This is a genomic window from Mucilaginibacter sp., from assembly GCF_039925265.1.
In the GTDB taxonomy this organism is placed as follows: Bacteria; Bacteroidota; Bacteroidia; order Sphingobacteriales; family Sphingobacteriaceae; genus Mucilaginibacter.
Genome location: NZ_JBDSZG010000043.1, coordinates 19,276 through 34,858, shown reverse-complemented (window position 1 = coordinate 34,858; position 15,583 = coordinate 19,276). Strand labels below are relative to the sequence as shown.

At 43.0% G+C, this 15,583-nt stretch carries 15 protein-coding genes and 1 tRNA gene; 7 read left to right on the top strand and 9 right to left on the bottom strand.

The features are described 5' to 3' along the window. Positions 1-403 precede the first annotated feature (403 nt). Positions 404-1,729 carry a Gfo/Idh/MocA family oxidoreductase gene (locus ABIX36_RS20160; RefSeq protein WP_348083972.1) on the bottom strand — a complete coding sequence of 442 codons (1,326 nt, stop codon included), beginning with the start codon at positions 1,727-1,729 and terminating at the stop codon, positions 404-406. Positions 1,730-2,014: 285 nt separating this feature from the next. Here ABIX36_RS20160 and ABIX36_RS20155 point away from each other — a divergent pair, with 285 nt between their 5' ends. After that, the gene (locus tag ABIX36_RS20155; protein ID WP_348083971.1) at positions 2,015-4,495 is read left to right on the top strand and encodes a M1 family metallopeptidase; all 2,481 of its coding nucleotides are present in this window, start codon (positions 2,015-2,017) and stop codon (positions 4,493-4,495) included. 434 nt (positions 4,496-4,929) lie between these two features. Continuing rightward, the gene (locus tag ABIX36_RS20150; RefSeq protein WP_348083970.1) at positions 4,930-5,433 is read left to right on the top strand and encodes a hypothetical protein; all 504 of its coding nucleotides are present in this window, start codon (positions 4,930-4,932) and stop codon (positions 5,431-5,433) included. A 130-nt stretch (positions 5,434-5,563) separates the two neighbouring features. On the opposite strand, the gene ABIX36_RS20145 is transcribed toward ABIX36_RS20150, so the two are convergent. Next, complete coding sequence (locus tag ABIX36_RS20145; RefSeq protein WP_348083969.1) at positions 5,564-5,980, bottom strand: EthD family reductase; 417 nt, start codon at positions 5,978-5,980, stop codon at positions 5,564-5,566. A 393-nt stretch (positions 5,981-6,373) separates the two neighbouring features. Here ABIX36_RS20145 and ABIX36_RS20140 point away from each other — a divergent pair, with 393 nt between their 5' ends. Next, positions 6,374-6,757 carry a hypothetical protein gene (locus ABIX36_RS20140; protein ID WP_348083968.1) on the top strand — a complete coding sequence of 128 codons (384 nt, stop codon included), beginning with the start codon at positions 6,374-6,376 and terminating at the stop codon, positions 6,755-6,757. A gap of 86 nt (positions 6,758-6,843) precedes the next feature. Here the strand turns inward: ABIX36_RS20140 and cdaA are convergent, their stop codons facing one another. Together cdaA and ABIX36_RS20130 are read right to left on the bottom strand one after the other, a co-directional pair. Then, positions 6,844-7,635 (bottom strand): diadenylate cyclase CdaA, encoded by a 792-nt coding sequence (cdaA, locus tag ABIX36_RS20135; RefSeq protein WP_348083967.1) that lies wholly within the window; start codon positions 7,633-7,635, stop codon positions 6,844-6,846. A 58-nt stretch (positions 7,636-7,693) separates the two neighbouring features. Then, positions 7,694-8,665 (bottom strand): polyprenyl synthetase family protein, encoded by a 972-nt coding sequence (locus ABIX36_RS20130; RefSeq protein ID WP_348083966.1) that lies wholly within the window; start codon positions 8,663-8,665, stop codon positions 7,694-7,696. Between the two features lie 327 nt (positions 8,666-8,992). On the opposite strand from ABIX36_RS20130, the gene ABIX36_RS20125 reads away from it, so the two are divergent. Further along, positions 8,993-9,080, top strand: a tRNA-Ser gene (locus ABIX36_RS20125). A 197-nt stretch (positions 9,081-9,277) separates the two neighbouring features. Here the strand turns inward: ABIX36_RS20125 and ABIX36_RS20120 are convergent. Genes ABIX36_RS20120 through ABIX36_RS20100 form a run of 5 tightly spaced genes read right to left on the bottom strand, consistent with a single transcriptional unit; the run spans position 9,278 to position 12,798 of the window. Then, positions 9,278-9,949, bottom strand: coding sequence for a 4'-phosphopantetheinyl transferase superfamily protein (locus ABIX36_RS20120; RefSeq protein WP_348083965.1), 672 nt, complete (start codon positions 9,947-9,949; stop codon positions 9,278-9,280). Then, positions 9,946-10,203 carry an acyl carrier protein gene (locus ABIX36_RS20115; RefSeq protein ID WP_348083964.1) on the bottom strand — a complete coding sequence of 86 codons (258 nt, stop codon included), beginning with the start codon at positions 10,201-10,203 and terminating at the stop codon, positions 9,946-9,948. The genes ABIX36_RS20120 and ABIX36_RS20115 overlap by 4 nt, the downstream gene beginning before the upstream one ends. A 19-nt stretch (positions 10,204-10,222) precedes the next feature. Next, positions 10,223-11,494 carry a beta-ketoacyl-[acyl-carrier-protein] synthase family protein gene (locus tag ABIX36_RS20110; RefSeq protein ID WP_348083963.1) on the bottom strand — a complete coding sequence of 424 codons (1,272 nt, stop codon included), beginning with the start codon at positions 11,492-11,494 and terminating at the stop codon, positions 10,223-10,225. Next, positions 11,491-11,961: a hydroxymyristoyl-ACP dehydratase gene (locus ABIX36_RS20105; RefSeq protein ID WP_348083962.1), complete on the bottom strand. Its 471-nt coding sequence runs from the start codon at positions 11,959-11,961 to the stop codon at positions 11,491-11,493. Before ABIX36_RS20105 ends, ABIX36_RS20110 begins: the two co-directional genes overlap by 4 nt. Positions 11,962-11,979: 18 nt before the next feature. Next, the gene (locus ABIX36_RS20100) at positions 11,980-12,798 is read right to left on the bottom strand and encodes an SDR family oxidoreductase (protein WP_348083961.1); all 819 of its coding nucleotides are present in this window, start codon (positions 12,796-12,798) and stop codon (positions 11,980-11,982) included. A gap of 227 nt (positions 12,799-13,025) precedes the next feature. Between ABIX36_RS20100 and ABIX36_RS20095 the strand changes: the two genes are divergently transcribed. The 3 genes from ABIX36_RS20095 (at position 13,026) to ABIX36_RS20085 (ending at position 15,575) form a co-directional block, all read left to right on the top strand. Further along, on the top strand, positions 13,026-13,520 hold the full coding sequence (locus ABIX36_RS20095; RefSeq protein WP_348083960.1) for a hypothetical protein: 495 nt from the start codon (positions 13,026-13,028) through the stop codon (positions 13,518-13,520). Between the two features lie 302 nt (positions 13,521-13,822). Then, positions 13,823-14,422 (top strand): hypothetical protein, encoded by a 600-nt coding sequence (locus ABIX36_RS20090; protein ID WP_348083959.1) that lies wholly within the window; start codon positions 13,823-13,825, stop codon positions 14,420-14,422. A 10-nt stretch (positions 14,423-14,432) separates the two neighbouring features. Continuing rightward, a complete protein-coding gene (locus ABIX36_RS20085; RefSeq protein WP_348083958.1) occupies positions 14,433-15,575 on the top strand; it encodes a beta-ketoacyl-ACP synthase III in 1,143 nt (380 codons plus the stop codon). The last annotated feature ends 8 nt before the right edge of the window (positions 15,576-15,583 follow it).

Below are 15,583 nucleotides of genomic sequence, written 5' to 3'. Positions count from 1 at the left end.
ATTTTGTTTCTTCATCCCTTCGGGATGTTTTATGGGTAGAAAATGCCAAAGAACCCTCTAACGTTCCAGCGGAACGTCTTATGAGTTACCCGTCTGTCTAATGATAGGCTATTGCTCTTGACAGGGGTGCAGGGTTGTGTCACGCCTTGCATATCGCCGAAGCCCATTCCCTGCCACTTCAATTCTTCCGCGCCCCTCCCCAAGCGTATAACCGAAGAGGGGGCTACTGGTTATAAAATTCTTTTTACGATTTCATAACAAAATATTTAGAATTCATGGTGACACCAATTATGGAAAAATATGTTAACCCTGTTATTTTTCAATTTATTGATTATCAGATACTTGAAAATCGAATATCGAAATTGTGTTAAGTTATGTTAACCCTTACGGTACCTAAAAATTCCTACACTTTCAAATTCCAACCCGGTTCGTAATCCCTGCTCCAAAGCTTCATGGCTTCAGGGTCGTGCAGGATGTGACCGTTACTTGGGTCGCAGTTGAGCACCCTGCCCATGCGCTGCGCGATGTTACCCAATTGCGGTATCACGGTAGATTTATGCCCGTTGATGATGGTTTGGTTCAGCTGCGTATCGCCTTGTATAGAGGTGATGAAGTTCTGCAGATGCACCCTGTCCAGCAGTTCGGTTGGGCTTACTTTGTTGCCCGCGTCAACCGGGGTTTCATCCTTTATTTCTTTTACCAGCTTGTTATCATAATCATAAACCTTATAGCCATTTCCGCCACCGTAGTAAATGGTGCCTTTATCGCCATAAAATACTACGCCGCGGCCCACGCCTTCGGAGTTGAAACTGTTGCAACTGCGCCCTTCCCAGCTTATTGCGGTATTATTGGGGAAGTTGGCCAGTATAGTTTGCGTATCGGGTGTTTCCCAATCATCCTTAAAAGCAAAACGACCGCCCGATGAGGTTACCCTATCCGGAAAATTGACACCCAAACCCCAGCGCATCACGTCAATTTCGTGCGTACCATTGTTTAGGGCCTCGCCGGTGCCCCAGTTCCAATTCCAGTGCCAGTTGTAGTGGATCAGGTTATCTTTATAAGGCCTGCGTGGCGCATAGCCCTGCCATAGGTCGTAATTTAAATTAGCAGGCACGGGTGCAACCTTGCCAAACCCTATCGATTTACGATTATTCACGTACCAGCCCCTTGCAAAGTAAGCCCTGCCAATAATGCCATTGTGCAGTTCCTGCACCATCTTTTGCACGTTGTTGAACGAGCGACGCTGACTACCCATTTGTACCAGCCGGTTGTATTTAGCGGCGGCGGCAATGGCCATTTCGCCCTCGTGGGGGTTGTGGCTGCAGGGTTTTTCCACATAAACATGCTTACCGGCCTGGCAGGCAATAATGGTTGCAGGGGCGTGCCAGTGGTCGGGCGCGGCTATCACCAGCGCGTCGAGGTCTTTTTTCTCCAGCAGTTGGCGGATATCTGTGATGCCTTTTGGTTTTTTACCGGTTATTTTCTCAATTTCGGCAATACACCTGTTCATGGCAACGGTATCCACATCGCAAATGTAGCCTATCTCGGCATCGGGGATTGCGGCCAGCTTCGCCGCCAAAAACGCGCCGCGGCTGTTTACGCCCATCACTCCTAAAACTACTTTTTTATTTGGCGAGCCTTTAAAAACACCACCCATGGCCATTTGGGAGCCAATGAGGAAACTGCTGCCTGTAACGGCCACATTCTGGATAAATTTTCTGCGTTGCATAAAACGGTTTTGGTAAATGTATTTTGCAATAATTGGTAAAGGCTAATTTAGGAGATTATAGTATTGGGTGTGTGTAACAATGATAGATAAATTGTGAGCACTCACAAAGTCTCACCTAAACCCTCTCCTTTGGAGAGGGCAGGGTGAGGCTATGGATAATCCGTCCCGCATTTGTCCCGCCCCCGCTGTAACTTTCCTGTACCCAAAGCGTCTTAAATCCAAATAAAAACTAATAATTTAGCTTTTATTATTATGCACGCATATCAATTAAACTGTTAACTATATATGAAAACACTCTACGCTGCCGTATTAGCCGGCGGCATCAGCGCCTGCGCCCTCAGCACAGCTATGGCGCAAGCTCCCGCGGCCGAATCACCGGCCTACAAACTTTACCGGGCAACCACTACAAAAATTAACGACCTGGTACACACCAAACTGGATGTAAGGTTCGATTACAAAAAACGCTATATGTATGGCAAGGAGTGGGTTACTTTAAAACCGCACATGTACCCTACCGACAGCCTGCGCCTTGATGCCAAGGGCATGGATCTTAAAACCATCGCCATTGTAAAAAACGGTAAAACTACGCCGCTTACGTTTACATACGATAGCTTAACTGTAGCCATTAAGCTGGATAAAACCTACACCAGTGCCGAAAGCTATACCATTTATATTGATTACACCGCCAAACCAAACGAACTAAAGGTTAAAGGCAGCGCGGCCATTAACGATGCCAAAGGTTTATACTTTGTAAACCCCGATGGTACCGAAAAGGATAAGCCAACCCAGATATGGACACAGGGCGAAACCGAAGCTTCTTCCGCCTGGTTCCCTACCATTGATAAACCCAACCAAAAAACTACCGAAGAGATCAGCATGACCGTACCTAAGCAGTACGTAACGTTATCTAACGGCCGCCTGGCGCTGCAAAAAATAAATAAAGATGGCACACGTACCGATACCTGGAAACAGGAATTGCCGCACTCGCCATACTTGTTTATGATGGCCGTGGGCGATTTTAAAATTTATAAGGACAAATGGCGCAACAAAGAAGTAAGCTATTACCTGGAGCCAAAATACGCGCCTTACGCTAAAGATATCTTCGGCTTTACGCCCGAGGTGATGGAGTTTTACTCTAAAACCCTGGGTGTTGATTACCCCTGGTACAAATATTCGCAGATAGTAGTACGCGATTACGTGAGCGGCGCTATGGAAAACACCAGCGCTACCCTACACGGCGTGTATGTACAGGGCACCAAACGCGAGCTTGCCGACCGCTATTACGATGCAGGCCGCAGCACCATCGTGCACGAACTGTTTCACCAGTGGTTTGGCGATTATGTTACTGCCGAAAGCTGGAGCAACCTAACGGTTAACGAATCCTTCGCTGATTTTAGCGAGACCATTTGGGCCGAATACAAATACGGAAAAGATGCCGGCGACGCGCACAGCCTGGAAGCTATGCAAAACTACCTGAACCAGCCCTCGGCCAAAACAAAAGACCTGGTGCGTTTTCATTATAACGATAAGGAAGACGTATTTGATGTGGTTACCTATCAAAAAGGAGGGCGCATCCTGTTAATGCTGCGTAACTACCTGGGTAATGCCGCATTTTATAAAGGCTTAAACATTTACCTGAAAACCAATGCCTTTAAAAACGGCGAAGCGCAGCAACTGCGTTTGGCAATGGAAGAAGCCAGCGGTCGCGACCTGAGCTGGTTTTTTAACCAATGGTATTATGGTGCTGGCCACCCGGTGCTTAACATCAGCTACAAATGGGATGAGGCAACTAAAACCCAAACCGTTTACCTACAGCAAACACAGGATGGCAATGGCTTTACCCTGCCAATGGCCATTGATATTTACGCCGGCGGCAAAAAAACACGCCACCAAGTTTGGATGCGCGAAAAAACCGATACGCTTACCTTCCTGGTACCATCAAAACCCGACCTGGTGAATGTTGATGGTGATAAAATTTTGCTGACCAAGAAAACGGACAGCAAAACATTGGATGAATTCGCTTTCCAATACTTTAACGCGCCGCTTTTCCTGGACCGTTACGAGGCTATCGATTTTGCAAAGACCCGTCAAACCGAAAAAGCTGCGCAGAAGATCATAATCGCTGCGCTGCAGGATAAATATTACGGTTTACGTATTAAAGCTATTGCTGCTGCCAACCTTACCAGCTACGATGATGTACGCAACGCTGCCGTACCTGTTTTAGTTAAACTGGCACAAACCGACGATAACAACTTAGTACGCGCTGCGGCCATTACCGCTTTAGGCAAGCTAAAAGCATCGGGCAACATGAGCTTGTTTAAACAAGCCTTAACCAGCCAGAGCTACGCCATACAGGGCGCTGCCATGAATGCTATCGGGATGATCAGCCCAACCGAGGCCGTGGCTTTAGCGAAAACCTATCAAAATGATAGCGAAGGCGCGCTTAAACAAGCCGTATTGGGTGTTTACGCAACTAACGGTACCGATGCTGAATGGCCTTACTATTACGATGCCTTTAAAAACGGCGACCCGAACGCGCAGTTCCAGATGATCAGGAAAACGGCTGAGTACGCCGGTCGTGTAAAAAGCCCGGAATACGCGCAGCAAGCCATTACTACCATTGGCGAGCTTGGCGTTAAGTACAAACAATTTGGCGTTGCACCAACGGTGATACAATTACTAACCAGCATAAAAGATGCCCGCACCAAAATGGGCGATACCGCATCTGCAACCGCTGCGGATAAAGCAATTGAGCCGTTGAAATAAGAATTATTTGTTTTGACCAAAAAGCCTTCAGATTTTTCTGAAGGCTTTTTCTGTATATTTAGGATTAGTTTATCGCTGCTGCCAAGTAGATCAAGAATTAAAAAAATGAAAGAATTAGTTGAAAAATTAGACGTCTTAATAGATGAATTAAAAAAAACAAGGGGGCATTCCTTTTTATTGAAAGTGTTAAAGAGGACTTATTAGAGGGCAATATGCAGATTGCAGTTTAAAAAATATTGCCGTCTTATTCGATTACTCAATATGGAGATTTTAGTTTTTACGAGGGAAAACTATTCGCGGAAATACACAAAATTTTCCTTAAGCTGAGTTTAAGTGAAAAAGGCTAAATCCCGTACCAGGCAAACAAACGCTGGCGGTGCGTGTGCGCCAGTGAAGGCCTAAAAAACCTGGCACATAAATTTTTTAATAAAATAATGAAAAGTATACTATTTGGAGACAAAGATTACTTCGGTATTGAACTTGGTTTTACTAAAACTACATATAGATATAAATTACGATTTTGGATAAAAGGCAAACCCCTGGGTTCATTTACCAAAGCGGGTGAATTGAACGCATCTATCAGGGAGTACAAAAAGTTTGCTATCAACAAGGAAAATTATCATCTGCCAGTATTTGATAATTTTTCTCCTGCTGATATTGAATATTACTTGGTTGGGATTTTTTTTACCGATGAAGGTAACAATGTAGAGCTAAAAGAAATTGATAAACGCCAGAGTTTTTATTTGTTTTTTGGGGATCAATTTTCTAATCAAACCGGGCATACTTTATTACTTTATAAGTATCCCAACGTGATTTTTATAATCAAACGCCCGATGGACGGTCCGGTTGATTGCTATGAGATTCAGTTCGAAACTTTCCGTAAAGTTTTTGATGAATACATTGATTATACACTTCATAACGATCTTATTCAACCTTGATAACGTGCAATATTAATTGGTGTTTAACAATTTATGGAATAATACCGTCTTGCCTGGCGCGAGTATGCAGCGCGGGGAAAAAGCGGGGGCGTACTCGTGCCTAACTATTGCAATGAAGGGCTGCAATGCTCTACCTTACCACCTCGCTCACCAAAATTACCGGGGCTACATTTGTGTAATTAGCAAAGTCGGCCCTTATGGCAGCTATGTTCGGGGCAATTGCCGCCTGATATTCAGCAAGGCTCTTTATATAAAATATCCCAATTGCCATATAAGGTAATGGTTGGTTCGGAACGCCGCTGGCAAGGCCCTTTTCGATGGTGTATTTTACCAAATTTGAGCCGAGAAACCCTGCAACCATCGGCATGTGTTTAGTTTCATAATACTCCATATTAAATGTTTTGCCCTCTGCAAACGGGTATAGGACGGATACTTTAATCAGGCCTTTTTCGGCAACAGCCGAATTGTTGCCTTTTTGCTTTTCCTGGCTAAAAGCAGTAAAGCTTGAAGCCAGAAGCAGAAACGATAAGATGAGCTTAAATTTCATTTGTATATTTTTAAGTTGTGGAATTGGAGTCGACAAGGTTTTCTGTTTGAAACCCTGATATTCAAATGTCTAAAAAAGATATACATTTACAAAGCGGTAAATTTAGATGGAATCGATTGATGAGATGCCGTTGCTGCACGCCCCTCAACCTGGCGCGAGTATGCAGCATTGAAATGCGGAGCGTATTCGTGCCCAGGTTAAAGCAATTCGAGACAATACATATCAAATCTGTTCATACCTTTGGTGACAGCGTTTTAAAGGTTTCCACAAAGGGGGTGTACCACGTTGTACCATTTAAAAATGGTACGGCATTATTAGTTAAAAATATTAACGTTGTTTAACATTTAGTTAAACAAAGATTTAGTTAAATTAGCACCACCAAACTAAACACTTATGAAAAAGGTATTATTATTTGTTGCGTTAATTGCAGGCACCGGCCGGTTAATGGCTCAAAACGATCTTAAACTGCCGGAAGCGCAGCTTTCACCCCTGTTTCAAATAAAGGTTGATACTACCCTTAAATCGCCCACGCTAAAGCAGCTTACAAAAATGGCTGATGCAAATACATTGAAAAATTTGACCACGCTGCAAAACTTTAATCAAAATCCCCTGGCCGAAACTAAACTGATTGACGCGACAGAAAGTTACACAACACCTGTGGCGGTGTTAAGTGGCCGTTCAAACATGCCGGTAAAAAAGATCGGGGGTATTTACACGATGCCGGTCGCCGGTAAAGATGCTGATAAGAAAAGCAGGGCAACAATTGTTAATCCTTAAAATTACCGGTCGTTTTTATTCATCCTGTCCACCCCAGTCCATAAAATAAAAACTGGACGCTTTGGACAAGCAGCTATAAACCGGGCTTAAAAATCTTTATTCAGGAGCTTCTCCAGTTCGGCAAAACTGATGTTCATTTTAATGCGGCCTTGCTTGGCGTAAGAGATCTCACCCGTTTCTTCTGATACGATAATAGCTGTAGCATCGTTAGCTTCGGTAACACCTATACCGGCGCGGTGGCGCAGGCCAAACTGGGCCGGCAGGTCGGCCTTCTCTGTAACGGGTAATATGCAACTGGCGGATTTAATCTTGTTTTCGGCTATCACCACAGCACCATCGTGCAACGGGCTATTCTTTTGGAAGATGCTTTCTAATAGCCGCTTGGAGATCTTGGCATCTACCAGTTCGCAGCTGTTCTGGTAAAATTGCTCATCGTAATACTTTGCAAAAACGATAAGCGCCCCGGTGCGGGTTTGCTTCATTGTTTTGCAGGCATCTATAATAGGTTTTATGCGGGCATAATTGTTCTTCTCCGCCTCGGCCTTGCCGAAAAAATATTTCCACCAGGCCTTATTGCGCTGCAGCGACGCGTTTTTTCCCACCAGCAGCAAAAACCGCCTCACCTCCTGCTGAAAAACGATGACAATAGCAATGATGCCCACATTGGCAAACTTGCCCAGGATGGCCGTAAGTAACTGCATGTGCAGCAGATCTACCACCTTGTATAGCAAACAAATAGCTATAAAGCCAATAAATATATTGGCCGCTATAGTGCCCCTTATTAAATTATACAGCTGGTATAAAATAAATGCCACCAGCAGTACATCCAGTATATTAGGGATAGTAGGTTTAAGAAAGCTGAGGTCTAAGGAATGCATGATACGAAGTTAATAAGTTTTGGCTAACATCATATGGGAGCGGCGGAAGTTATCCCCGCTATTTATTCCGCTCGGTAGTGAAACGTACCAATTGCTCCAGCCCTGTGCGGGCATCCCCCGCCGGGAAGGTGTCCAATATGGCAAAGGCGATTTCCTGGTACTTTTTCATCTGTATCTCCGAGTATTCCAGGCCTCCTTTTTGCTTTACAAAAGCGATTATCTCCGCTATCTTCTTTGGGTCGTCGTTATGGTTTTTCACTAAACCTATCATGCGCTTTTTATCGCCGGGTGTGCTGTTGTTAAGCGCATAGATCAGTGGCAGGGTAACCTTTTTTTCTTTGATATCGATGCCTAAGGGTTTGCCCACATCATCGGTACCAAAATCAAACATATCATCCTTTATCTGGAAGGCGATACCGATATTTTCGCCAAACAGGCGCATTTTTTCAACCACTTCGTCGCTTGCACCGGCAGATGCAGCTCCGCAAGCACAGCAGGATGCAATCAGCGATGCCGTTTTCTGGCGGATAACCTCGTAATAAACCGCTTCGCTGATATCCATGCGGCGCACCTTTTCTATTTGCAGCAATTCGCCTTCGCTCATTTGCTTTACCGCCTCGGATACAATTTTAAGCAGGCTGAAATCGCCGTTATCAATAGAAAGCAGCAAGCCTTTCGATAGCAGGTAATCGCCCACTAAAACGGCTATCTTATTTTTCCATAAAGCGTTTATAGAGAAAAAGCCGCGGCGCTGGTAGGAGTTATCTACCACATCATCGTGCACCAGGGTAGCGGTGTGCAATAGTTCTACCAAAGCTGCCCCACGGTGGGTAGACTCGTTGATGCCGCCGCAAATGCTGGCAGAAAAGAAAACGAACATAGGGCGGATCTGCTTGCCCTTACGTTTTACAATATAATGGGTAATACGATCCAGCAAGGGTACCGAGCTTTGCATCGAAGTTTTAAACTTCTCTTCAAAAACATCAATTTCTGCAGCAATAGGTTTTTTGATCTCGTTGATGTTCAGCATCTGCAATAAATGGCTTTTTTTATGCCCTGGTTTGCTAACCGTTTAATTTGAAGCAAACATAGCTAAAAAATGCATGTGCGTAAACGTATATTTTTTTTGCTCCATTAAACCTTTGTGTGCCGAAACACTCTATTAAGTGTATTTATGATACAGTATATAAGTTTTGATTTTGTGAGTTAGAGTTTTCGTTTGAGCAGGCTTCGGTAACACGGGGCCTGCTTTTTTATACTTAAAATCTACGCTAGGCAACCCGCCGTAAGGGGCGCTCAAATTTCTTTGCCCAATTGTACAGAAGTTTACTACTTTTGCAGTCCTTTAAAAAGATACGGAGAGGTGTCTGAGTGGTCGAAAGAGCACGCCTGGAAAGTGTGTATACGCCAAAAGTGTATCGAGGGTTCGAATCCCTCCCTCTCCGCAAAGTATATTTCAGACTATTCAAAAACGCCTTAAATGCATCATTTAAGGCGTTTTTTTATTTCCGGAGCCACCCAAATTATTTAATAAATCGCAATACTCTGGTTACCTTTTGATGACCTATTTTACTTCGGGGCCGACAGGTCACCAGATAGCTTATAAGTCGCTATTTATAAGGGTCGAGGCTACGCCTTCCGCTTAATCTGATATAAGTTCGGCCTGATCTAATACAAAAGAATAACTTACGTAGTTACCATGATGCGCAATCGAAACAGGTATATTAAGCTCATTGCCATTATTGAAGATAACAGGGTATCCTACCGGGCTTTTTTTGATGTGGAGATCATTAAAATAAGGGCGCAGCTTGTCTATCAAAAAAGAACGCGCCTCAACTGATTGAGATTCTGCTGAGTTTTCTCTAATCGATTTAACACCCCAATAAATATTTTGAAAACTTTCCTGATGATTGACGACGGTGGCTATCCAACTCGCAGAAATTTTTGAGCGGAAATAAAGAGTGGTTGACAGATGCACAATTGTACCATTATAAAACACATCGCCAGCCGTGGTTTGCCACAGCACTGTGTTTATATCTTCCTTTTGACTACCGGGAAATTTAAGGTCCTGAATGATGATTTGCGTTGGCGAGAATACTAATTCCGGAGTTAATCTTTTGAGATACTTATATGCGGACTCCTTAGCTGACCATAGCAACCACAGGTAAAGTTCAAAACTAAGTTGCGGGCAAATCAACTGCTGATAAAGTCTTTGCTCGGAACTCGAAAGTATTTGTGTATAAAACCGAACCTGTTTAGTTCGGTTGATATCTATCAGATCAAGGGCTACAATATCGTTACCGGTGCTTATCAAGCAGATTGATTTACTTTATCAGATATTATATCTATACAATTCCCTATCAGGTACATTTTTTCTGCCGAGTCAAAATCAATTTCGATATTGTACTGCGATTCTGCATCTATGATGATATCAACCAGGTTTGCCGAGTTTATTTTAAGATCTTTTATAAGGTCTGTGTCCTCGGTGATCCCATCAAGCATTGTTTTATCTTCCGTGTAAGGCGCTATCACTTTTTTTAGTTCAGTTAAAATAGTTGTTCTATCCATATTATTTGTCGTATTTTTATTATTTGTCGTATCTGGAGATAATTAAACAAGTGTTGATATCGCCAAAGCCAAAATTAGCTTTTGCAACAATATTAATCTTTTTGTTTACAATTTTTGTGGGTAAATTGTTTGCGCCAATTAAATTTATTATTTCAGGGTTAGCATCCTCCAGGTTAATATTGGGATGTACAAAGCCATGAACTATTTGTAAAACCGCGGCTACTGTCTCAATTGAGCCGGCCGCACTAAGGCAATGGCCAATCATAGATTTTAATGAATTAACCATCGGAAAATCATCGGCTGTACGGCCCAAAGCCAGCGCCCAGTTTTGTATCTCTAATTTATCTGCTATGGTTGCGGTTAAATGGCCGCTTACCAGATCCACCTGCTGCCCAGTTATGCCGGCATTGTTCATGGCTTCCTGTATACACCTGATAACGCCTGTTGCTGCAGGGGCGGTCATTGATCCGCCACCACGCTGGCCGCCCGAATTGTTACTTCCGCCGAGCACTTCGCCATAAATACGTGCACCACGGGCAAGCGCGAAATCAAGATCTTCTAATATTAAAGCGCCGGCGCCTGAGCCGGGAACAAAACCACCGGCTGTGATGCTCATCGGCCTTGATGCCCTCACAGGTTCATCATTGTGTTTTCTGGATAATACCCGCATAGAATCAAATGCGCCAAATATATACGCATCTACGTATTCGCTGCTACCCACCACCATGCGTTTGGCCATACCGTATTTGATATATTCATACCCCATCAATATAGCCTGTGTGCCTGTGGCACACGCCGACGAGTTGCTTATGATCTTATTACCCAATCCAAGCCTACCAGATATGTAAGCGGTTACACCGCTGTTCATAATCTGTTCTACCACTCTCGACCCCAGTTTCCTGGATTCCTTAGCGTCTACCCTGGTAATTGCGTTTTTTATTACATCAGTATCAGCCACACTGCTGCCAAAAACACACCCTGTCTCCCACAGTGTTTCTTCGCAGGTAATTTCATTACCGGCATCCATCCAGGCATCAAGCGCTGCTTTTATTCCAAAAGCTATGCCCTTACCTTTCAAACCGTACAAACTCGTTTCGGTGAGGTAGTTTCTTAAATCCTCCCACTCAAATGCCGGTGAGCCTGCTACCTGGCAATTGAATTTTAGCTCTTCGTATTGCGGCATAAATTTTACACCCGAAACGCCATTCTTGATCGCATGGAGAAAACCAGGAACATCCATTGCGTTTGGCGATATCACACCTAAACCAGTTATAACTACACGCTTGCTCATTTTTGTTTTTTAATTAGCGCATTTTTTACAATGCCCGCAAATACACCCCTCGCCACCAGCTCAGCCTGCTCATTATGCATTTCCACTTTGCATTTTAATTTACCGAAACGAAAATATTCCTTTTTAGAACTTACGGTTACTTTTTCGCCGGGTAATACCATCTTAAAAAAAGACACCTCAGTTGAAGTTAGCAGCGGAAACGAATCTTTACTTATTACTACATCTGTAGTGATCTTATCATCCATCATTATATAGATGGCCAATACAACTAATCCTATTTGCGCCATTATTTCGGTGATGATCACGCCCGGTGTTACCGGGTTGCCTATAAAGTGGTCTTCATAAAAAAAAGAATCGGGTTTTAAAGTATACTCTCCCGTAACCCCATTATCACTCAACGCCGTTACGTTATCAACAAAAAGGAACGATGACTTGTAAGGTAAACAAGCTATGATATTATTATACATCTCAAAAACTTTAACAAATTACCTGCAATGTTCTCCCCCATCCACGTGGATCACCGAACCATTTATCCATCCCGCTTCATCCGTACACAACAGGTAAATAACATTGGCAACATCCGTAGTTTGGGTTACACGGCCCAAAGGGTTTCTTTCTTTTGCCACCTGTATCAGTTTTTCGCTTCCGGGTATCTTGTTAAGCGAGGGCGTTTCTGTTATTCCCGCTTGAATCAAATTGGTTTTGATGCCAAACCGCCCCAGTTCTACTGCCATGTAAGTGCTTAAACTTTCCAGTGATGATTTAGCTATTGATACCGCGCCATAACCATCCCAATGTTTATGGGCTCCTTCGCTGGTTAAACCGATAATACGCCCGTCTTTTTGGAAAAGTCCGGCTGCTAAAAGTTCTCTTGCCCAATCGAGCAAACTTGTCGACATAGCGTAAGTAGTGTATCGTATATCTTCAACTGATAGCGTTTCAATAGAATCAACATTCATACCCGTTTGCGGCATCAATGGTTTTAAGTTCCCCCTGGCTATGGAATGAAGTAATAACCTCACTGCCCCTTCCTTGCGCTTATCTTCTTTTAATTTTTGGATAAGTGCCTGCCGGGTTGCGGCATCCAGCGCATTGATATTAAATAATTCAATTGAAACGTTTTGTTTCTCGGCCAGGGCCTCCATTTTCAATCTCAGACTGCGTTCTTGCGTGGCGGTTTCGCGATACACCACGGTACTATTCATACCATACTCTGCCAGCTTTTCAACAGTTGCCAATCCAAAACCGCTTGATCCACCCAGGATTATCGCCCAGGAATCACTAAATTTCCTTTTATCGTACACGTAATTATTTAATGCGTTTTATCACCAATTGTTTTAGCTGCTCAGTTTACCGCTACCATTGGTGTTAAGTTATTCGGTGTTAAGATAACAAAAGATCCGAAATTCACAGCCAATAAAAATCAGCCGACTTTTTTTATCGGCTACCAACACAACAAAAACACGGCATTGCGGTTATTAGCTGGCAACCATTATAATTAATATATTTGCAGATACGTGCGCATACAATTATGAAAATAGCTATCTTAATATTCTTGTTTTGTAGTTCGGCGCTGCATCCGGCAACTGAGAAGAGCCAGGCACAAAACTTTAGCAAACCTGCGTTTTACGCTATACTGGCATCCGGTAAGCTTGAAGAAATTAACCGGGAACTAACATTATTGGCCGCTGCCGAATTGCCTGAAAAACAAGCATATGAGGGTACATTACTGATGAGAAAAGCTGGATTAGTAAAAATACCAGGCCAAAAATTAATCTTTTTTAAAAAAGGCCGAATTAAATTAGAATCCGCGTTACTCGATAATAACAGTAACGGCGAATTTCATTTTTTACGCCTTATTATACAAGAGCATGCACCTAAGATTGTAAAATACAGGAAGGAAATTGAAGCAGATAAACTTTTTGTAAAAACAACGTACAAAACTCTGCCCGTTAGCGTTCAGCAAGCGATCTCTGATTACAGCAAAAATTCAAAAATACTGCACCCGCAAGATCTTTCTTTGTAAGTATGAGTAAAAAAGTGTTAGCTATTTATTACTCACAATCCGGCCAATTGGGTCAGATTATTGATCATTTAACAGCGCCCCTTGTTGAGGCAGGGGCCTCGGTCGAGATAGTAAATATTCATCTTACCAAGCCATTTCCCTTTCCGTGGACCGCTGGTACATTTTTCAGCGTAATGCCTGATTGCGTGTTGGATGTAACGGCCGAGGTGGCACCATTTGAATTAAAAGAAACAAGTTACGACCTGGTGATATTAGGTTATCAAGCCTGGTTTTTATCGCCCAGCATCCCTTTTAACTCCTTAATGCAGCAGGCAAAACTAAAGGCAACAATAAAAAACACACCCGTTATTACCGTAACGGGAGCACGAAATATGTGGCTAAATGCTTTTGTAAGGGTAAAAAAGTTGATCAACGCGGCGGGAGCTAAACTTGTTGGTAATATTTCTTTAGTTGACACGCATCCAAATCCAATTAGTTTTATCACCATTTTCCACTGGATGCTGCACGGAAAAAAAGACAAATACTTAAACATTTTCCCCCCACCGGGCGTTTCGGATAGAGACATCAAACACTCCAGCGTTTTTGGCAAAAGTGTTCTTACACATTTGAATAATAACAATTGGGATGGATTACAAAATGAGCTTGTTAAAGAAGGTGCTGTTAAATTGAATTACAATTTAATGATCATTGAAACTGTTGCCGGCAAAATATTCGGTGTCTGGGCTAATTTTATAGTAAAAAGAAAAAACAGAGCGTTTTGGCTCGCCGCATTCAAGTACTATTTGTTGATAGCTTTTTGGATAGGTGCCCCTATAGTTTTAACCATTGATGCCATTTTTTTTAGATTTTTTAGCCCTAAACGCATAGCAGCAAGAAAACAATATTTTTTAAATTTAAACTGATATATGTCTCATGCCCGAAGTTTTTATTAATAGTACATCGGCCTATTTCCCGAACGACCCCGTTGCCAACGATGCTATGGAAGAATATCTGGGTTTTATTAATGGTAAACCCTCCAAGTCGAAAAATATCGTACTACGGAATAACGGCATAAAAAATCGCTATTACGCCCTAACTAAAGGCGGTAAACCTACTCACACAAATGCCCAGATGACCGCGCTGGCGGTAAAAGAGTTATTTAAAACCAACCCCAGCAAAATAAAGGACATTGAACTGCTTTCTTGCGGAACATCTTCGCCTGACCAGGTAATGCCCAGCCATGGCGTAATGACGCATGGGTGGTTGCCCGAGGCGGAAGCTATAGAAGTTGTATCCCCATCGGGAGTGTGTTGCGCGGGCATGCATGCTATTAAATATGCCTACCTGGCCATTAAAACCGGCGATGTGAAATTAGCTGTGGCAACCGGTTCCGAAAGGTTTTCGGGGCTGCTTGTGGCAGATGTTTTTGAAGAAGAAGCGCTGAAGCTAAAAGAATTGAGCGACAACCCTTATATTGCTTTTCAAAAAGATTTTTTACGCTGGATGCTATCCGATGGTGCATCCGCGTTCCTGATGTCTGATAAACCGAATGAAACTGGCCTAAGCCTTCGGTTAGAATGGATCGAGGGTGTATCTTACGCTAACGAAATGCAAACCTGTATGTATATGGGTGCCGATAAACTGCCAGACGGCACGTTAAAAGGTTTTATGGATTATACCCCTGAAGAGATCATGACGCAATCTATATTCAGCGTTAAACAGGATATTAGTTTGTTGAGTGATAATATAGTGCCCCTTGGCGGAAAAAAGATCAAGGAAATATTCGATAGGAAAGGCCTCGTCGCTTCTGATATTGATCATTTTTTACCCCACATCTCCAGTGACTTTTTCAGGCCGAAGATCTATGATATGGTAGAGCTGTATGGTGGTGGTATACCTTACGAAAAATGGTTTATTAACTTATATACCGTTGGAAATGTAGGCGCTGCTTCAGTTTTTCTGATGATAAACGAATTATTTAATAACGGCACCTTAAAAAAAGGTGAGAAAATTTTGTTACTCGTTCCGGAAAGTGCCCGTTTTTCTTACATGTACGCCATGCTTACCGTTTGTTAACACAGCCA